Source organism: Nostoc sp. 'Peltigera membranacea cyanobiont' 232 (assembly GCF_002245985.1).
In the GTDB taxonomy this organism is placed as follows: Bacteria; Cyanobacteriota; Cyanobacteriia; order Cyanobacteriales; family Nostocaceae; genus Nostoc.
Genome location: NZ_NOLK01000024.1, coordinates 40,206 through 58,731, shown reverse-complemented (window position 1 = coordinate 58,731; position 18,526 = coordinate 40,206). Strand labels below are relative to the sequence as shown.

Sequence of the window (18,526 nt, the reverse complement as noted above, 5' to 3'; positions counted from 1 at the left end):
AATCATAAATATGAACACCCTACCTTTTGCAGGTTGATTTTTATGAATATTCGTCGAGTCTTAGCCGTAGCAGCAATTCCTTTTTTGATTGGTACATTTGGTTTTGTTACACCCAATCAGGCAAATGCCGCTAATCCATCCAATCGGAATGCCCAGATTTCTCAACAGTCTCCAAGACCACAAATATCTGATAAAAAACCACAGGTTAGACATTCTAAACCCAGTCTAAATCAGAAAAAGCATCCTCCCCAACATCCTCAAAATCAGAATCAGGGCGCGGATCAAAATCGTGTAGAACGCAATAACCGTTAATTGCAGCACCCTTTCTTCCTCAAAATTACAAAACTGTAATTTACAAGCAGGGCAAACTGTAATTTTGGTTCAGTTAAATCAGAAATGTAAACAATCTATCTTTAGGAGAACAATAATGAATATTCGTAGAATACTAGTTGCAACAGCAATTCCAGTTCTGGTTGGCACATTTGGTTTTATTTCACTAAATCAGGCAAATGCCGCTAATCAATCTCCTCAAATTGCACAGGCACAACAACCACCCAACCAACCACCAGACGGACAACGGCGACCTCCTCGACCTGATTTTAAGGCGGCTGCGGCGAAACTAGGAGTTAGCGAACAACAGTTAAAAGATGCGTTGGGAGTCCCTGCCAATCCTCCAAATCCAGGCGATCGCAATCAGCAACGCCCACCTCGTCCTGATTTTAAGGCGGCTGCGGCGAAACTAGGAGTTAGCGAACAAAAGTTAAAGGATGCGTTGGGTGTTCCTGCTAATCCTCCAAGTGGCGATCGCAATCAGCGCCCACCCCATCCTGATTTTAAGGCGGCTGCGGCGAAACTAGGAGTTAGCGAACAACAGTTAAAGGATGCGTTGGGAGTCCCTGCGAATCCTCCAAATCCAGGCGATCGCAATCAGCAGCGCCCACCTCGACCTGACTTGAAAGCAGCTGCGGCAAAACTGGGTGTCACTGAACAACAGTTGATAGATGCGTTGGGTATTCCGCCTCATCCTCCTGGTGGCGATCGCCCTAACCCAGCAAAATAGCTGAAAATTAAGGACTTCCAAATAAAAAAATATCTAACTATTTCTTGTGGGATGGGTGTCTCGCTCGTCATATTGAACTAGGCTGACTAGAGACCCCACAAGATTGGACGATTTATTTGTTGGAGTTCCCAATGGCACGCTTGATAAGGGAAAATCGTTGAGGCAGCAGGGGTGCAGAGGAGCGGAGGCGCAGGGGAGAAAGAAGAAGTTTTAAGCATTGCGTTCGGATATTTAGAAATTCCCCTCTGCGCCCCTGCCCCCCTGCTCCTCTGCTCCTCTGCAATCCTTACGCTGCATACCCTTCAGCTTAACTTAGTGCCATTCGTTGGAGTTCCCTTGTATCTTAGAAGACTGGCAAATTATTTAATATCACCTTGACAAAAAAAGCATGGTGAAAGCGGCATGAAAAAAGATGATTATCAAATAAGTCGCATTCTGAGTCGTGGCTGATCGATCCAGAGGAACAATCTGTGTTTGTTTATCCGCCAGATCAAAGCGCCACTTTTTACGATGAACCAGGAACACGTTTGCCAGTGCCAGAATTTGCCAAAGATTTTAACCTTACTGTAGCAGGCTTGTTTGGCTGGTTGCTTGAGTGAGTTGTGGTTTTGCGATCGCAGCAGCGGCAGCTAGGATGGGTGCTATTACTCAAAATTTTCTCAAGCGGAAATATAGCGATCGCTATCAGGCGTAGGTTAGGATTTTTCATCGTTATTGCATCGGTATTTTTCAATCCATCTGAGGATATCTGAGCGATCGTATACAGCAATCTCATCTGGCTTCAAATCAGCGAACTTCTTAGAAGCATGGCTATATTTTGAACTCGTGATGGCAATCCCACCTGTTATGTTATGTGTCTTGGCAACCCCATATAACATGTGCGCGATTACTGAACGAAAATCGGCGGCTATTCTTCCAAGAGGTGGGAGGAATAGCCGCCCGCCGATTTAGTAATTAGTCATTGCTACTAATGACTAATTACTAGCATTCTGTTAGTCAAGCAAACTATTCACATTCAATTAAAAATCGAAGGTTGTACGAAGCACACCTACATACTGCGTATCATTTCTACTGTCGTTTTCCGGGTTGAGAATCACCCAAAAACCAGGAGTCACAGAGATATTATCGTTTAGGCGGTAGCGATAGAAGGCTTCGATATGGTAAGCGGTGTCTCGGTCTTGACGGACATCACTGTTAGAGACACGTGGTGGTATACCAAAGAGAATTCCTGGCAAGTTACCCTTACCCCCCACATCAGGAAAGGACATACCAATCGCGCCAAACCAGACATTGGCATTGTCACCACTGTTCACAAATAGAGAATCTGTTCCACCTCTGCCATTAGAAATATCACTCAAACCAGAACTCTTGGCATTTGCCCAAATATATCCACCCCAACCGTGAATTTGGAAATTCGGAGAGAAGCGATAGAATCCCTGTGCGCCGACAATATCGTTGGAAGTAGCAATGTTGTTGCCAAAGGGAGCGTTTGACAGGGTGCTACCCGTCCCGGCTGCGAGATCGACTACTCCACCAGGACTATAGCCATGAGAGTAGGCAACACCAATAGCTCCTTCCTTACCGTAATAGGCTAAGTGCGCCAGGGCGTTGTAGCCGCCATCAAACAAGCCGTTGCTGCCCGATGGCGTATTGGGAGTGCTTGCTAAATAGCCCAAGGTGAGAACCAAGTCTTTGGTAATGTTCAAGTTAGCGGCTGCACCCCCACCACCTCGCCGGAATAAGGGACTGTATGACCCAAATAGTGAGGGAACCCCATTGCCGTCGTCAGCGATTGTGGGGGGAGTGACAGTAGTTGAAATATCGGTGTAACCAATGCCTGTGGGGCCAACAACGAAGTTAAGAGAATCACTGACTGGGAAGTAGTAACGGATGTGGGGAACAAAAAGTGTATCGTTGCTGTCATAGTCAAAGTTCAGGCGTGTCATGCCTGTGCCTGTAGCTGCGGCAATTTGGCTTGCACCATTGGTGGAATTTCCAAAGTTACCAAATTCTAGCCGGACTCGCAATAAATCTTTGCCTGTGAAACTGCTCTCAAAGTTGAGACGACCCCGGTTTGCAAAGTAGATACGGGATTCATCGCGATCGCCACCTACTCTATTACCAAAGGTATCACTAATGGCGGTAATAATTTGAGCATTCAGTCTGGTAGTTGTGGAAAATTGCTGCGCCTCTAATGTTGCTGTATGTGCCTCTACGGTATCTACTCGTCCGCGCAGAGTAGTCAGTTCTGCGGCAAAGTCTGTCTGCAACTTTTGCAGTACTGCCAAATCTTGCTTATTAACTAAATCGCTAGTCGCTGTGGCAATTAACTCATTAATCCGATCCAAACAAGCATTTAAACCTGCGGCAAACTCATAACGGCTTAAGGCGCGGTTCCCGCGATAGGTGGAATTGGGATAACCTGCAATACAGCCGTAGCGTTCGACCAACGATTGCAATGCACCAAACGCCCAATCGGTTGGTTGTACATCAGAAAACTGGGAAACAGAATTTACTTGCCCCTGCAAATTCCTATTAGCATCTGCTGCATTAGAATCATCTTCTGGAGGTGTTGCCCAAACTGCTGGAACTGCCAAAAATAGGATAAAAAAGCTATGAAAAACAATTTTTAGCATTGACTTATTTACTTGAAAGTGGTTAATTTCTGACTTTGGAACTCAAGAGATTACACTCAAACCAAAGCTTGCAGGTTGTGAGTTAATCAGCATTAAATTTACATATTTTGAGTTTCAGTTTTTGGTTACTTAAAGCAACCCTATGACTCTTTGCTCATTGCTGCTTTTAATAGCCGCTTCTATAATCCGCATTCCATTAATTCCGTCTTCGGCAGTAACAGCAATTGGCTGATTATCAATAATAGATTTATATACCGCGTCGTAATAGCCTAAATAACTGCCCTGTGAGCTTTTTACTTTTTCCCGAATTACTTTTGTGTCTTTTTCTGTATGCAGCAAGCCATATTCACTTTCCGGCTCTGTATACCAATCAAGTGTATTAGGCTTGATGCCTGCTACTAAATACTCTTCTTGGGCATCGGCTCTGCTTTTGAGAAAAGAACCCTTTGTACCATGTATGATATAGGCAGGTGCAGGCTCACGCACAAGGAAACCTGCTTTTAGTTTGACGCGCAGTTTGTCGTAGTAGAGTATTAACTCGAAATAATCATCTACCTGCGATCGCTGCCTTGTGATTCGGATGTCTGCAAAAATAGCATCCGGCATCCCAAATAAATGCAAAGCTTGGTCTATTAAGTGCGGGCCTAGATTGTTTAATATTCCTGCACCTGGACTTGGAACTTCTACGTGTTGTTTATGGCTGAGTGCCGGTTTATATTTTTGAAATTGAAATTCTGCTTCAATAATATCACCCAGCAAGCCTTCTTGGATAATTTTTTTTACTGTTTTAAAATCACTATCCCACCTGCGGTTTTGATACACAGATAACTTCTTTCCCTGTTTTAATGCCAATTCATTCAGTTGTTCTGCTTCTTTAACTGTAGTGGTAAATGCTTTTTCTACAACTACATGTTTGTCTGCCAACAAAGCCTGTTTAGTATAGTCGTAATGTGTATAAGTTGGTGTATTTACCACCACCAACATTACTCGATCGTCGGCTAGCAATGCTTCCAAAGAAGGATAGCTTTTTACTCCTGGATAATCTTCTTGTATCAGCTTTTTGCTTCTTTCCCAGGAGCCTGCTAATTGAAAACCGGGATGCAAGTCAATGAACGGCGTATGAAATACCTTACCGGACAAACCATAAGAACAAAGAGCCGTATTGAGAGTTTCCATCTTTTTACTGATTGACTGAAGCGAAAGCTTATATAGGAATCCGGTTTGATTTCTGAAAAGATACGTAGGGTGTTATCGCGGAGAGTACGGCACGAAACCCTTGATAGTGGTGCGTTACGAACTTCGTTCTAACACACCCTACATACCTAATTTTGTTCAAAAATCAAATAGGAGTCCTATATTTAGTTGTTATCAAATGGTCTACATAAAGCTTGCCCGCTCGGAGCGGGCAATATGCCCACCCCACAAGAGTTATAGCAATCTTATTTGATTTGATACTAAATTTGGTTGTATCGGAATTATTCCTCTTTTCTCTTCCTCTGCGGTTTTTTAATCATTTAGATACTACTGGATTTAATTTTAGAAGTCGGGTATGTAGCTTTTTACAAATGATGCAGTTCAGAACGCCACAGAGGTATTAGATAGATACAAATTACATATCTTCTAACTCAATTCCTTTAGTTTCTTTAATAAAAAAGAGAATGAAAAAGAATGAGGTAGCAGCCGCAATTGTATAAAGTCCATAGGCAGAACCTAGACCGAAATATTGGAGTATGGGAGGGAATGTTGTGGAAATAACGAAATTCGCAACCCATTGGATGGCAGCAGCAACTGAAAGTGCAGCCGCTCGAATTTTGTTATTAAACATTTCTCCTAACAACACCCAAACTACTGGCCCCCAAGAGAAACCGAAGCAAAATACATAGAGATTGGCTGCGATGAGAGCCAGAGTCCCGGCGCTTCCCGTGAGGGCGGGGTTTCCAGCAGCATCTAGGGGAGCGTTGCCAAAAATATAAGCCATCGTTCCCAAGGTAAAGGTCATACCAATTGACCCTACTATGAGCAAGGGCTTGCGACCAAATTTATCCACGAAGGCGATCGCAATTAATGTTGTAATAATATTGACGGCTCCTGTAATCACCGTGATGCTTAAGGAACTTTGTTCGGAAAATCCAACTGCCCGCCACAAAACGCTGCTGTAGTAGAAGATGACATTAATTCCCACAAATTGCTGTAATACAGATAAGCCGATTCCTACCCAAACAATTGGGAGAAGTCCACCACTTCTACTCAACAAGTCAGAAAATTTAGGCTGGCGTTCGCGAAATACTGTCTGCCGAATTTCTTCAATTTTTGGCAGCACATCACCCCCCAAAATCTTAGTCAGAACGTTAACAGCTTCTGGCTCCCGTCCTTTGGCAACTAAGTAACGGGGGGATTCAGGAATTGTTAAAGCCATCATCCCGTAGAATATAGCTGGTGGAACTGCTGTCCAAAACATCCAGCGCCAAGCTGCAACTCCAAACAAAAATGGCAAGTCTGCTGAACCTGCTGATACAGCGATAAAGTAATCGCTCAATAAGGCGACGAAAATTCCCACTACGATCGCTAATTGTTGCAGAGATCCCAATCTTCCCCGCAAATGGGTAGGAGAACATTCCGCAATGTAAGCGGGCGCGATGACGCTAGCAACGCCGATTCCAATGCCACCCAATACTCGCCAAAAGATAAAATCCCAGATACTGAAGGCAAGCCCAGAGCCAATGGCACTGATAGTAAACAACGCAGAAGCGACCACCATTGCCTTGACTCGACCATAACGGTCTGCAATTTGTCCGGCAAAGAAGGCTCCTACCGCAGATCCTAGCAATGCTAGGGACACTGCTAGCCCTGTTACCCAACTACCGGTGTTAAAAGCTTTTGATATAGATGAAACTGCGCCGTTGATTACAGCAGTATCAAAACCGAATAAAAACCCACCAAGGGCAGCAGCACCAGCAATTAAAACGACATATAACGTGTTGGATTTACGACGAGCAGTAGTGGAGGTCATAGTTTATATATTGGGGATTGGGGATTGGGAATTGGGGATTGGGGATTGGGGATTGGGTGTTGATGCAGCCTCTGGTAGACAAGTATTGGGGATTAGTTAGTTATTCTGTGTGTCCCCCAGTCCCCAATCACCAGTCACTCTACCGTCTAGAACGTCTGCGGAGTCGGTCAATCATTACTGCCAAAATAATTACTAGTCCTTTAACGACTAGTTGCCAGAAGTAAGACAGGTTCAACAGAGTTAAACCGTTGTTGAGAATAGCAATGATTAATGCACCTAAAAGAGTGCCGCCAATGGTACCAATACCACCAGTAAAGCTGGTTCCACCAAGAATAACAGCTGCGATCGCATCTAATTCGTAACCTTGACCCAATATGCCACTGGCACTATATAGACGGCTGGCGCTCATGATTCCTCCTAAGCCTGCCAGTAATCCGCTAATACCATAGACAAATAGCAACACGCGATTAACTTTAATCCCTGTTAATCTGGCTGCCCGTTCGTTACCACCTACGGCATATATCTGCACTCCTAAAACAGTTTGCCGCAATACAAACCAGCTAGCAATGACAGTTAATAGCGCAATGATTACTAGCCACGGCAGAGGGCCGACATAACTATTACCCACCCAAGCAAAGTTGATGTCCCGGTTAATCAGCGTTGTCCCCTTGGCAATCAAGAAGGCCACACCCCGCAAGGCTGTAAGTGAACCTAACGTCACAATAAAAGGTGGCACATCCAAAAAGGTGATGAGAGCGCCGTTGACTAAGCCTAAAAGCAATCCTGCCAGCAATGCAGCAGGTACAGCCGCCCAACTTAAAGCCGGCAGTAGCGATACTAGCAGTCCAACGACGGCAGAAACAGCCAATATTGACCCAACTGATAGGTCAATACCGCCGGTGAGAATTACAAAGGTCATTCCTGTCGCCAGCACAATATTGATTGATGCCTGACGCAGGATATTAACAATGTTACCGCCCGTGAGGAAGTTGGGAGAAAGGAATGCAAATAAGATGCAGATAATTACTAAAATTGGCAGAATACCCGCAACTTCCAGCAGAGTGCTGATTGATTTTCGGTTGCGGGATGCTGGATTGTTGGCTAATTTATTGGTCGGCGGTCTGACTGTCTGACTCATAATGCTGATACCTCCGATGCTCCAGTTGCATAATGCATAATCTTTTCTTGGGTGATTTCTTTGCCAAGACTGCCGTCCAGTTCGCCTACTAGTTGTCCCTCTCGCATCACCAAGACGCGATCGCTCATACCGACAATCTCTGATAGTTCGCTGGAAACCATTAAAATAGCAACACCTTGTGCTGCCAATTCGCTCATAATTCGGTAAATTTCGCTTTTGGCACCGATATCTACGCCGCGTGTCGGCTCATCTAACATTAAGACTCTGGGTTTAATGGCTAACCAACGCGCTAATAGTAGCTTCTGCTGATTCCCACCAGAAAGATCCAGCGCTCGAATTTCCAAATTGGCTAGACGGATATTAAAGTTTTCTACCGCATCTGTTGATAGCCGATTAACTGAAGCCCAGTTAACAATTCCACCCTTTGCATCTTGCTTGAGTGTGTTGATAGCAATATTCTTGCGGGCGCTCATCTCCAGAAATAAACCTTGGTCTTTCCGGTCTTCTGGGACGTAGCCAATTCCCGCAGCAATGGCATCACTGGGCGAATTAATTTCCAGTTTTTTGCCATTTAAAAATACTTCACCACTGGCTTTGCGGTCAGCACCAAAAATCAGTCGGGATAGTTCTGTGCGTCCTGCACCAACCAGCCCCGCTAAACCGAGAATTTCCCCCGCATGAAGTTCAAAACTAGCCGGCTCAATCTTTTTGCGGGCATCGCTCATATTTCTGACTGACAGCACCACGGGGCCAGGATTCATTTGCCGTTGATGTTCGTAAAAGTCTTGCATGGAACGCCCGACCATCATCTGCACCAATCGTTGTGGAGAAATTTCACTGCGTGTCAAACTACCAATATATTGACCGTCTCGCAGGACGCTAATCCGGTCAGCTAAGGCGTAGATTTCTTCCATCCGATGGCTGATGTAAATAATGGCAATGCCATCACGCCGCAGTTTGCGAATTACCTCAAATAAATGGTCGCTCTCGCGGTCAGAAAGGGCTGCTGTTGGCTCATCCATCACCAAAACGCGGCTTTTATCTTTTAGCGCTCGTGCAATTTCAACTTGTTGCTGTTCTGCGATCGATAAAGTACCAACTATAGTCTGGGCTGTAAAATTGGCTCCCAGGCTTTCTAAAACTTGCTCTGCTTCCAGTTGCATCGCTTTGCGGTCTAAAAACTGACCTCGCCGCAACTCGCTACCCATAAACATATTTTCGGTAACGGTTAAATTAGGTGCAACATTTAGTTCTTGATAAATAAGATTAATACCGGCCTTGCGTGCTGTCGCCGGATCGGTAATTTTCAGGGGTTCACCATTGATGCGAATTTCTCCTTCATCGGTAATGTAAGCCCCAGCCAGGATTTTCATCAATGTGCTTTTACCTGCTCCATTTTCACCCATGAGGGCGTGAACTTCTCCCGGATAAATGGTGAGATTAACATTTTGGAGTGCAGATACACCATGAAATCTTTTGGTAATCCCTTGCATTTCTAATACAGGGGTGGTGGTTGGTGCATCAGTAAATGAGGTTTCAATACTTGTTGTCATGAAAATCTCCTGTAAAAAGAATTTAAAAGTCACAATTGAAATTTATAAATTCATCGCTGATGTGAAATTTAAATTATCACAAAATCAGGTTTTTAAAACCGATTGCTATCTTAGAAAATTCTGAATGTCATCTTCCAACATTCAGAATTTTCTACAGATGCACATATATACATCATGGGGATGTGCAAAAACCATGTCAATGCATCAAAAGACTCAATTTAAATTGACATAATTTTTAATAATTGTCAGTTTACAATTATTATTATTTCCACCCTTTTTCTGTGCTGACATTATCTTTTGTGATCAGCTTGACTGGAATTAAAATGGTAGGATTGCTAGGTTTTTTCCCATTTAAAATGTCGTTTCCAACCTGAACTGCTTTTTCGGCCATTCCTCGCGGATTTTGAGTAGCGGTTGCAGCATATAAACTGTCTTTAGCTGCGATCGCAGTGATTGCTTCTGGCGCACCATCAACCCCGACAATAAAGAAATCTTTACGTTGTGCTTGGTTTGCTGCTAGTTCTGCGCCAACTCCACTCGGATCGTTGATGGCAAAAACCGCATCAATTTTCGGGAAGGTTGTGAGCAAATCAGTCATAACTCTCAGTCCTCCATCCCGACTACCCTCTGCATTCTGGTTTTTGGAGAGAACTTTGATATCAGGATATTTGGACAACACATTCTCGCAGCCACTAACTCGTTGAATCACCGAGTCAACTGGCGGCCCGTTAACTATTACAACATTGCCTTTACCTTTGAGGCGATCGGCAATATATTTACAACTAACTTCTCCAGCTTGAACATTATTAGTAGTGATGGTGGCATCCACACCTCCTTCAGCACCTGTATCTACCGCAATGACGATTCTACCTGCTTGTTTTGCTTTTTCAATTGCTGGTTTAATGCCGCTTTTATCAGCAGCATTGACGATAATAATGTCAGTATTGGAAGCAGTAAAATTTTCAATTTGATTGGCTTGTTGATTCAGGTCATAGGCACTGGAAACTACGGTAACATTGACATTATTACCGCCAATTTTCTTTGCTTCTGCCTCAGTTGCTTGTCCCATGAGGACGAAGAAAGGATTACTTAAATCGCCAACGGTGAAGGCAACAGATCGTAATTTGGAATTACCAGTGGCAGTTTTAGTCTCAGCACTAGTATTGGTAGCAGGTTTTGGATCGGGGTTAGTAGCAGTGTTGTTATCGGGGGAAGCATTTGTACAGCCGACAACACCACCACTGATGATACCTAGTATGCTAGCTGCGATCGCAATCCTTTTCATATTCATATATCTCCTAAATGTCTAAAAACAGGGTCAAGTATTGTAACCCTCGTATATCAAACCTTCTCTTTGTCTTGTAATTACGAATTACGAATTACGAATTACAAATTACTATTACCAGCCTTTGTAGCTGCTGAGGTTGTCTCTAGTAACCAAGTTGACTGGAATCAGAATGTCAGGTGACTCAGGTTTTTTACCCTGGATGATATCGTTGCCAATCTGAACCGCTTTTTCGGCCATCCCTGCGGGATTTTGCGCCGCAGTTGCAGCAAATACACCATCTTTGTCTTCCATTGCTTTGGTTGCATCTGGCGAACCATCAACCCCAACAATAAAAAATTCTTTGCGTTTTGCTTGTCTAGCGGCTAAGTCTGCACCCACACCGCTTTGATCGTTGGTGGCAAAAACGGCATCTATTTTGGGAAAGGTTGTGAGCAAATCACTCATAACTCTCAATCCTCCATCCCTTGTCCCTTCAGCGTTTTGGTCTTTAGAGATGAGTTTGATATTAGGATATTTAGATAATGATTTCTCACAACCACTGACTCGCTGATTGATTGAGTCCATCGGCGTACCATTGAGAATGACTACACTACCTTGACCTTTGATGCGATCGGCAATATATTGACAAGCAATCTCTCCAGCTTGGGTATTGTTGGAGCTAATCATTGCATCTACATCTGCATCAACGGCTGAATCTACGGCAATCACAACCTTACCTGCAAGCCTTGCTCGCTCAATTACTGGTTTAACTCCTTTTTTGTCAACAGCACTGAGGATAATTAAATCAGTATTCGCAGCAGTAAAATTTTCAATTTGGTTGCTTTGTTGGTTCAGATCGAAGCCACTGGAAACTGCATTAACCCTGATATTACCCCCAATTCTCTTAGCTTCTATCTCCGCTCCCTTCTGCACTGCATTATAGAAAGGGTTTCCCAAGTCACCCAAGGCGACACCAATTGTTTGCAATTTTCTATTTGGACTATTTTCTTTAGTCTCTAAGCTAGTGTTGGTAGCAGTGTTAGTACCAGTATTAGTAGCAGAATTGTCATTTGGAGCGCTATTTGTGCAGCTAACAACAGTGAAACCTAGTATGCCAACTATGAGCAAAATTCTCTTCATATTCGTCTATTTCTAACAACGGATTTAAATTTGAGAAAGGTCAGCAGAATCTAAACATGCGAGGCTATCACAATATCAACTAGGTCTAATAAATTCAGACCTAACCTAGTGATACTGCTAGCCTTGTCAATATCAACTCTTCTTAAACGTCTTGGAAACTGACGTGGTTTAAGTTGCTAATACTCACTTCCCTAAACTAGATGTTTTATTTTAAAACAATTTTTTGACGGCTACTTAACGTCAGGGAATCACATTAATGTGTTGTTGTAAAAATGGTTTTTTAATGTGCCTACAATCAAACCACCTTTTCAATAAAACTCTAGAAAAATGATATTATTAAAAGTGCAAACTTATACTTGAATCATTTTATTATCTTATCCTCCATTAGGACAAAAATGAATTTTCTTTATCGAACTTTACAAAGTAAAGAAACATTTTTAATCTCCTTTTAGTCAAAACTCTCGGAATCATAGGATTTGTAAATATTAAGTATTTTTGAGCTTAGGGATAATTCAAAAAACTTAACATTTATATATCCAAGCATCATAATGCAGCCTGGAGATGAGAGGATGACTAATTTTAGATTTTGGGTAATGAAGTTGAAGGATTCAAAATCCCAAGTTTAAACCTAGTTTTAGAGCCACTATCGAAAACCCTCAAATCCCTTGCTCAGAAGAAATACCTTTAGGCATAAGGTTAATCTCAAATCCAAGGTTGATTGACTGCTGTTAACATCTTATAGATAAATAGGGTATTTTTATTGCAGAGCAATAGCCAGTTATCGAGTGTTATCAGTTTAAAACTTTAACGTCGTTGGTAAATATTTAGCCACTAAATCTTCATAGTATGGTCTTAATTTTTGCCAATCAGGAGGAATAGGGTTTTTCGAGTACAAATCATAAGGATTGAATAAATTCACCCATTTAAACATTTCTGTGTCGTGTTTATCCATCAAATGGTTATATGCGTTTTCCCGGTGTTGAGGATAAAATGAGTGGTAGCGAAGCATGTACAATGCAGGTTCAGGTAAATAGTTTTTTATCATCTGATAGAAATACTCATCATGACCCCATGACATGTGTACATTACTCAATCCACAATTCGGTTCGTAAATACCATACTTGGTGTTGTAATTGGGATTATTGTAATCGGGGTTTTCTTTGAAAAATTCCGGGAAAACAATTTGATCGGAGAATGCACAACCCACAGGATAAGTATCACCAACAGTAGCCCATTGAGGCTCACCAAATAGGCAAAGCACCTTCCCCATATCGTGAAAGAAGCCAGTAAGTACCATCCAGTCAGGATGACCATCGGCGCGAATGGCTTCTGATGTTTGCAATAAGTGCTGTAACTGATCCATATCTGTATCAGGATCTGAATCATCTACTAATTGATTCAAAAATTCAACCGCATCCCAAACGGACATTTCTTTTTTATCAAACTTGAGAAAATTCTTTTGTTTCTCAAGTACAAAATTATATGTTTGATTAATATGATTTAAGCGATAAAATTCTTTCACCGTGTTTCTGGTCAGTGTTTCGTAATTTCTGTACGCTTCAGTGGTTTTACCTTCTTTAACTATGCTGTCTGGATCGGGATAGCGATTGAGTAAATCTTTTTCCCACTCTTCTAGTGAATGTAAGGGATTGTATTGAGTTTGTTCGATGGAATTCTTTACAATTTGAGACATAGGTTTTTACCCGTCGATATTAATTTTTTAAATCAGACTTTGGGACTTTATGCACAGGTGTGCAAGAGTTGTTATGAATTTATTTTTGCACACGTGTGCAAAAGAGTGTGTTAAGTTTCTTTTCTATTTGCATAACTATGGACAACATACTTCGTTAAGTATTTTTTACAATCTACTCGGTTCAAATATTGACAAAGTACACGAAATGTAGAGTGCAGACTCAAAACCAAGTACTTATGCAATCTGGGTAGCGACAACCTTGTTCCAACAGATAATTCATCTGTTGGATAGATTTTTGAATAAATAGCTTTATGCACACATGTGCAAAATCTATGTTAAGTTTTTTATCGGCTTTTCCTAAAGGAGTGTTAGAGCTGATTCGCAAACAAAAGCTTAAGATGCCGAATCAGTGAGCCATAAATAAGGTTGTTGCAGCAATTATAATACCGACTACTGCGTAAAACGTACTGAGGGTATCATCCATCTCAGGTAAGGTTTCGACCGTTAACCAATTTCAAAAATCAAATATAAATCCTGATATTAGGGACAAAAGTAACCACTTAAACATGACTTTTTTCACAGGCGTGTGCCTAATGGCTTCGATTAGATTGAGTACATACAAATCAAGTAATACAAAGTATATTACAAGATATATGAACCGCTTGAAATCTATTCTACTTGGAAGCTTATTAGCAGTTGCTTCAATTACTGCTATTTCTCAAAATGCTAATGCTGCTGAATTTAAATCCGGTCGCGATCGTTTTAATAGTGATACTGTAGCTTTTAATAACAGCAAAGTCCAACACGAACGTCAAGTCCGCGAACAACGCGCTCGTGAATTACGCGAACGTCAAGCTCGCGAACAACGCGCTCGTGAATTACGCGAACGTCAAGCTCGTCAATTGCATGAACGTCAAGCCCGCGAACAACGCGCTCGTGAATTACGCGAACGTCAAGCTCGTTTTCATCACTAAGCTGTAAATTTCACCTTATATAACCTTTAAGGAGAGTAGCAACACTCTCCTTTTTTGGTATAAATTGACTCAAATCAATACCATTGTTCTCCTTACAATAAATCTCGGAAATATCTTCGGATATAGTTTTCTATCAGCTCGAATATTTTACAAAGTTAAATTAAAACTTAGAGCCTATTTATAAAGTAAATAAAAAGTTAGGATGTGTTACGGCTGTGTAGAGTTTGAGGGTTTGAGAAAGTCTAATTCAGCCGTAACGCACCATATTTTCAGGTGCGTTACGCGCTGCTTTAACGCACTTTACAATTTAAGGTTTACTTTATAAATGGTCTCTTAAATAATGATTATCTGCTTGATAGAGAATGTTATACCTAGTACTGTTGACAGTACAAAGAATCTTTGCATTTAATCCGCTATAAAAACATCCTATAAAACAGTTCGCTACAATTACTATAGTATTTGATTGTTGAAGAGTTCTAACATTTATTATGCTAATACGTTTCCCCATAGTTGCTGCCACCTTTATGGTTGCCAGCGTTAGTCTAGCCACACTTTTGGGCGTTGCAGCTCCCGCTTCAGCCCAGGAGATAATCACTTGTTCAAGCAGTAATAATCAGAGGAATACTTGTTCAATACCTAGTAGAGGCAGAGTCAGGCTTGTTAGACAATTGTCTAATGCCACTTGTAGAGGAAATTGGGGGTATAGGAATAATCGTGTTTGGGTGAGAAATGGTTGCCGGGCTGAGTTTTCAGTTGGCGATCGCAGAAACGGTAGGTATGACAGAAATGACAGAAATGACAGAAATGACAGATATGATAGAAATGACAGATATGATAGATAGGAAATTGGGCATTTGGGGTCATCATACCGAGCAAAACAGGTGGTAGCTAAAATTGTTTAGACTACCACCACGCCAAATAGGATCTTGGCGTTGCTGAATCATGAGATGATTTTGTTTAATGCGGAATAATTTTTCAATGCTTCCAACTGCCAATTCATCTCGCAAATATGCAACGCTAAAATCTTAACCGTCACGAGCGATCGCTAATAAAGAGATGCCAACACCTTATCTGCTGCTGCCCGGAATGCAGTTGCAGCACCAGCGCTCATATCTCGTGGCGCACATATACGATTTCTCACGTATGCGAGTGTAATGGCTCCAATCGCAGCCACAGTCGGATCGGCGTTGTCTTTGCCGCCCACGCGCCCCCACGGTAATGCTGCACCATTGCCATTAATGAGATAGTCAGCCAGCAATCTGAGGTGAAAATCAACTGCTTCTTTCACTGCTGTCGTGTCGCCATTAACCGCCAATGCTTGCACCCCGGAGTTTTTTAGGATGTCTCCTAAAGCAACTTCTCGGTTATCAGTCAATCTCTCGGCCGCTTCTGCCCGAAATTGGATTTCTTGGCTAGTTGCTGGATCTGGGGGTAAAGGATTACCGATTGGTGTCACACCCCATCGGCGACGCAGAAGTAAATTGTTAGTGGTATCATCCGATTTGACGCGGTGATAGGCGGGACGCTGTTTGAGTGCTTCAAACCAAGCATTGATGAGAGGATAGCGGGGATTTCCTTTGAGGTGATATCCTCGATAAACAGGTAAGTTAGCCGCCAATCTATCTAAATGGGGGCTATAGGTAATATCTACCACGCTAAATGTTGACAAAAAGTAGGGGCCAGAATACTTTCCGAGAAGTTGCTCAAGTTCGTCTAATTTAGCTTCAAAAGCTACCTGTAAGCTGGCTAATTCATGAGGATCTTCAGGGGCTTGTCGGAGGAATTTGTAAGCGATATCTCTGACACCATTGGTTTCAGCATCTTCAAGCCACTGCCTAGCAATGGCGTTTTCTTGTGGATCTTCAGGAAGCAAAGTTGGGCCAAATCGTTCTTCTAATGCTAACAGAATCTCTTTGGATTCATAGACTAACTTGCCCTCAATTTTAGCAGCCGGGACAAGGGTTGTAGGAACTAAATCAATATACCATTTAGGCTTGTTAGTCAAGTCGATAAACTCGGTCGCAAAGGGAATTTCTTTTTCTTCGAGAGCAAACCAAACCCGTTCGCAAAATGGACACCAAGAGTTAGTATCGCGGTAGAGCAATACTGGTGGTTCGGTATTTGGCGGCAGTTTATGAAGACTGCTAGGAATGGGAGCAGTAGAAGGAGATTGGCCTGGTCTACGCACCCGTCGAGCAGGGGTATTTTTTTTGGCAATTTCTAACAGATGTTCCCAATTAGATACTGTGTCTTGAATTGACATATTTCACCTTAACAAATTTATGACTCTTGAATAATTGAGATGGTGGGATGGAAATATATAGATAAACATTGGCAGGAAAAATTCATCCGTCAATATTTATAACTTCAATCTAAAATATGCACAGATATGCATAAATATGTCTGTTACAATGCAAATTAGCAAACTTTTTCTAGATAGCAGTCCTGAAGTTAGAAACTGGTATGTCTATTACCATGCTTATAACTTTTAAACAGATTAAAACTTAATTATTCAACTCACGCCATTAACTACGGTAACTATGCGATTTTACCGGTGTTAACGGAGATTATCACATGAAAATAGTTTGAAAGCAAGATTTAACATTGGCTTGTTGAAAAAGCTCCGGCGAAAGGCATGAGACTGTTGGCGGATCAATCCAACTGACTCCTGACTCCTGAATTCTGAATTCTGTTTTGATAAAATATGCAATTTCAACGAGTGTAGCCCAAGAGTGAAGCGCCCCATCCAATAAAAGCGCTACCAAAGACTAGCCATGCAGCATTGATTCGGAAGTGAATAGCTAAAATGGCTGAGACGATCGCGATCGCCAAGGCGAGAAAATCTACAAACGGGGCTTGTGGTAATGTTAAAGTGGCTGCTCCAAGTTGCAGGGTGGTAACAACCATTAGCGCTACAGCACTAACATTCACCGCATCCAAAAATGCTCTAGTCCAAGAAGAGGCCCGTAAGCGGGGAATTAAGGGATTGAGGGCAGCAACGAAAACAAAAGAAGGTAGAAAAATTCCGATTGTGGCAACAATTGCGCCAGGTATACCAGCAATGATATAACCTATAAATGTAGCAGTAGAAAGTACTGGCCCAGGAGTAAATTGACCAATTGCGATCGCATCTAGTAACTGTTGTTGTGTCAGCCAGCCGTATTCTTCAACTAATCCCCCTTGGATAAAAGCCACCAAAAGGTAGCCACCACCAAACAAGACACTACCGACTTTGAGAAAAAACCAACCCAACTGCCATAAAGAAACGTTGGTTACAGTAGATGCAGTAGCTACCGATGCTGCAACAACCGTTGATGCCTTTAAAGTCGCACCTGTGCTGAGACTAGCAAGCAGAAAGCTGGCTTTATTTCCTGATTTATCGTTTTTATTCCCAGAATGTAACCAAACCATACCTAGCAATCCCCCAATTAATAGGGCAATTACTTCATTTAATTTGAACAATAATGTCATTAATGCCACAGCTAAAGCAATGACGAGTAATTGGCTAGTTTTCACAGACTTTTTTGCCAAACCCCAGAGGGCATTGATAATGATTGCTAAAACAGCCGATTTAATGCCATAGAGTAAAGGAGCAACTTGAGGTAGAGTACTGTAGGTAACATAAACCCAAGCAAACCCACCAGTAATTAGAACCGCAGGTAAGACAAAACAGACACCTGACACAATCAGCCCTAACCATCCTGCGTAGATGTATCCTATATGAATAGCCATTTCTGTAGAATTTGGGCCAGGAATTAGGTTAGTTGCGCCCAGCAAATCCAGAAAATGCTCCCTTGTTAACCACTGACGACGCTTAACTACTTCATCTTCAATCATGGCGATATGGGCAACCGGGCCCCCAAAGCCGATAACGCCCAGTTTAAAAAACAGTTTGGCGAGTTCGCTCAAACGACTTGGTGCTGAGTTAGTCATCTTTGCTAGGCAATATTTTTCATCCACTTCTAGACTATTAGCGACTTCCAAAAAATAAAATATACAGTAGGGTGTGTTAGGCGAAAGCCGTAACGCACCGAGATATCTGGCGGTGCGTTACG

At 42.3% G+C, this 18,526-nt stretch carries 16 protein-coding genes; 4 read left to right on the top strand and 12 right to left on the bottom strand.

Annotation, left to right across the window (positions count from 1 at the left end; translation table 11 throughout):
* Window positions 1–42 precede the first annotated feature (42 nt).
* On the top strand, window positions 43–312 hold the full coding sequence (locus CDG79_RS10870) for a hypothetical protein (protein ID WP_094342149.1): 270 nt from the start codon (window positions 43–45) through the stop codon (window positions 310–312).
* Between the two features lie 115 nt (window positions 313–427).
* The gene (locus CDG79_RS10865; RefSeq protein ID WP_094342148.1) at window positions 428–1,060 is read left to right on the top strand and encodes a hypothetical protein; all 633 of its coding nucleotides are present in this window, start codon (window positions 428–430) and stop codon (window positions 1,058–1,060) included.
* 505 nt (window positions 1,061–1,565) lie between these two features.
* Here CDG79_RS10865 and CDG79_RS42240 read toward each other — a convergent pair.
* The 10 genes from CDG79_RS42240 to CDG79_RS10820 all read right to left on the bottom strand — a co-directional run bounded on the left by CDG79_RS42240 (window position 1,566) and on the right by CDG79_RS10820 (window position 13,497).
* The gene (locus tag CDG79_RS42240) at window positions 1,566–1,835 is read right to left on the bottom strand and encodes a hypothetical protein (protein ID WP_189524955.1); all 270 of its coding nucleotides are present in this window, start codon (window positions 1,833–1,835) and stop codon (window positions 1,566–1,568) included.
* Complete coding sequence (locus CDG79_RS45450) at window positions 1,756–1,938, bottom strand: restriction endonuclease (RefSeq protein WP_094342147.1); 183 nt, start codon at window positions 1,936–1,938, stop codon at window positions 1,756–1,758. The genes CDG79_RS42240 and CDG79_RS45450 overlap by 80 nt, the downstream gene beginning before the upstream one ends.
* 141 nt (window positions 1,939–2,079) lie before the next feature.
* Complete coding sequence (locus tag CDG79_RS10855) at window positions 2,080–3,696, bottom strand: iron uptake porin (RefSeq protein ID WP_094342146.1); 1,617 nt, start codon at window positions 3,694–3,696, stop codon at window positions 2,080–2,082.
* 129 nt (window positions 3,697–3,825) lie between these two features.
* Window positions 3,826–4,872 carry a Gfo/Idh/MocA family oxidoreductase gene (locus CDG79_RS10850; protein ID WP_094342145.1) on the bottom strand — a complete coding sequence of 349 codons (1,047 nt, stop codon included), beginning with the start codon at window positions 4,870–4,872 and terminating at the stop codon, window positions 3,826–3,828.
* A 433-nt stretch (window positions 4,873–5,305) separates the two neighbouring features.
* The gene (locus tag CDG79_RS10845) at window positions 5,306–6,706 is read right to left on the bottom strand and encodes a sugar porter family MFS transporter (protein WP_094342144.1); all 1,401 of its coding nucleotides are present in this window, start codon (window positions 6,704–6,706) and stop codon (window positions 5,306–5,308) included.
* A 139-nt stretch (window positions 6,707–6,845) separates the two neighbouring features.
* Entirely contained in the window at window positions 6,846–7,844 is a 999-nt protein-coding gene (locus tag CDG79_RS10840) for an ABC transporter permease subunit (protein WP_094342143.1), read from the bottom strand.
* The gene (locus CDG79_RS10835; RefSeq protein ID WP_094342142.1) at window positions 7,841–9,397 is read right to left on the bottom strand and encodes a sugar ABC transporter ATP-binding protein; all 1,557 of its coding nucleotides are present in this window, start codon (window positions 9,395–9,397) and stop codon (window positions 7,841–7,843) included. The genes CDG79_RS10840 and CDG79_RS10835 overlap by 4 nt, the downstream gene beginning before the upstream one ends.
* Before the next feature lie 262 nt (window positions 9,398–9,659).
* The gene (locus CDG79_RS10830; RefSeq protein ID WP_189524954.1) at window positions 9,660–10,688 is read right to left on the bottom strand and encodes an ABC transporter substrate-binding protein; all 1,029 of its coding nucleotides are present in this window, start codon (window positions 10,686–10,688) and stop codon (window positions 9,660–9,662) included.
* 108 nt (window positions 10,689–10,796) lie between these two features.
* Window positions 10,797–11,804, bottom strand: coding sequence for an ABC transporter substrate-binding protein (locus tag CDG79_RS10825; RefSeq protein ID WP_094342140.1), 1,008 nt, complete (start codon window positions 11,802–11,804; stop codon window positions 10,797–10,799).
* A gap of 796 nt (window positions 11,805–12,600) precedes the next feature.
* Window positions 12,601–13,497, bottom strand: coding sequence for an inositol oxygenase family protein (locus CDG79_RS10820; RefSeq protein ID WP_094342139.1), 897 nt, complete (start codon window positions 13,495–13,497; stop codon window positions 12,601–12,603).
* A 653-nt stretch (window positions 13,498–14,150) separates the two neighbouring features.
* Here CDG79_RS10820 and CDG79_RS42235 point away from each other — a divergent pair.
* Together CDG79_RS42235 and CDG79_RS45445 are read left to right on the top strand one after the other, a co-directional pair.
* Window positions 14,151–14,471, top strand: a complete 321-nt coding sequence (locus CDG79_RS42235) for a hypothetical protein (RefSeq protein ID WP_094342138.1) — start codon at window positions 14,151–14,153, stop codon at window positions 14,469–14,471.
* Window positions 14,472–14,959: 488 nt separating this feature from the next.
* Window positions 14,960–15,313 (top strand): DUF3011 domain-containing protein, encoded by a 354-nt coding sequence (locus CDG79_RS45445; protein WP_094342137.1) that lies wholly within the window; start codon window positions 14,960–14,962, stop codon window positions 15,311–15,313.
* Between the two features lie 203 nt (window positions 15,314–15,516).
* Here the strand turns inward: CDG79_RS45445 and CDG79_RS10805 are convergent, their stop codons facing one another.
* Both CDG79_RS10805 and chrA read right to left on the bottom strand, forming a co-directional pair.
* Complete coding sequence (locus CDG79_RS10805) at window positions 15,517–16,734, bottom strand: glutathione S-transferase family protein (RefSeq protein WP_094342136.1); 1,218 nt, start codon at window positions 16,732–16,734, stop codon at window positions 15,517–15,519.
* 449 nt (window positions 16,735–17,183) lie between these two features.
* The gene (chrA, locus tag CDG79_RS10800) at window positions 17,184–18,404 is read right to left on the bottom strand and encodes a chromate efflux transporter (RefSeq protein ID WP_094342135.1); all 1,221 of its coding nucleotides are present in this window, start codon (window positions 18,402–18,404) and stop codon (window positions 17,184–17,186) included.
* Between the last annotated feature and the right edge of the window lie 122 nt (window positions 18,405–18,526).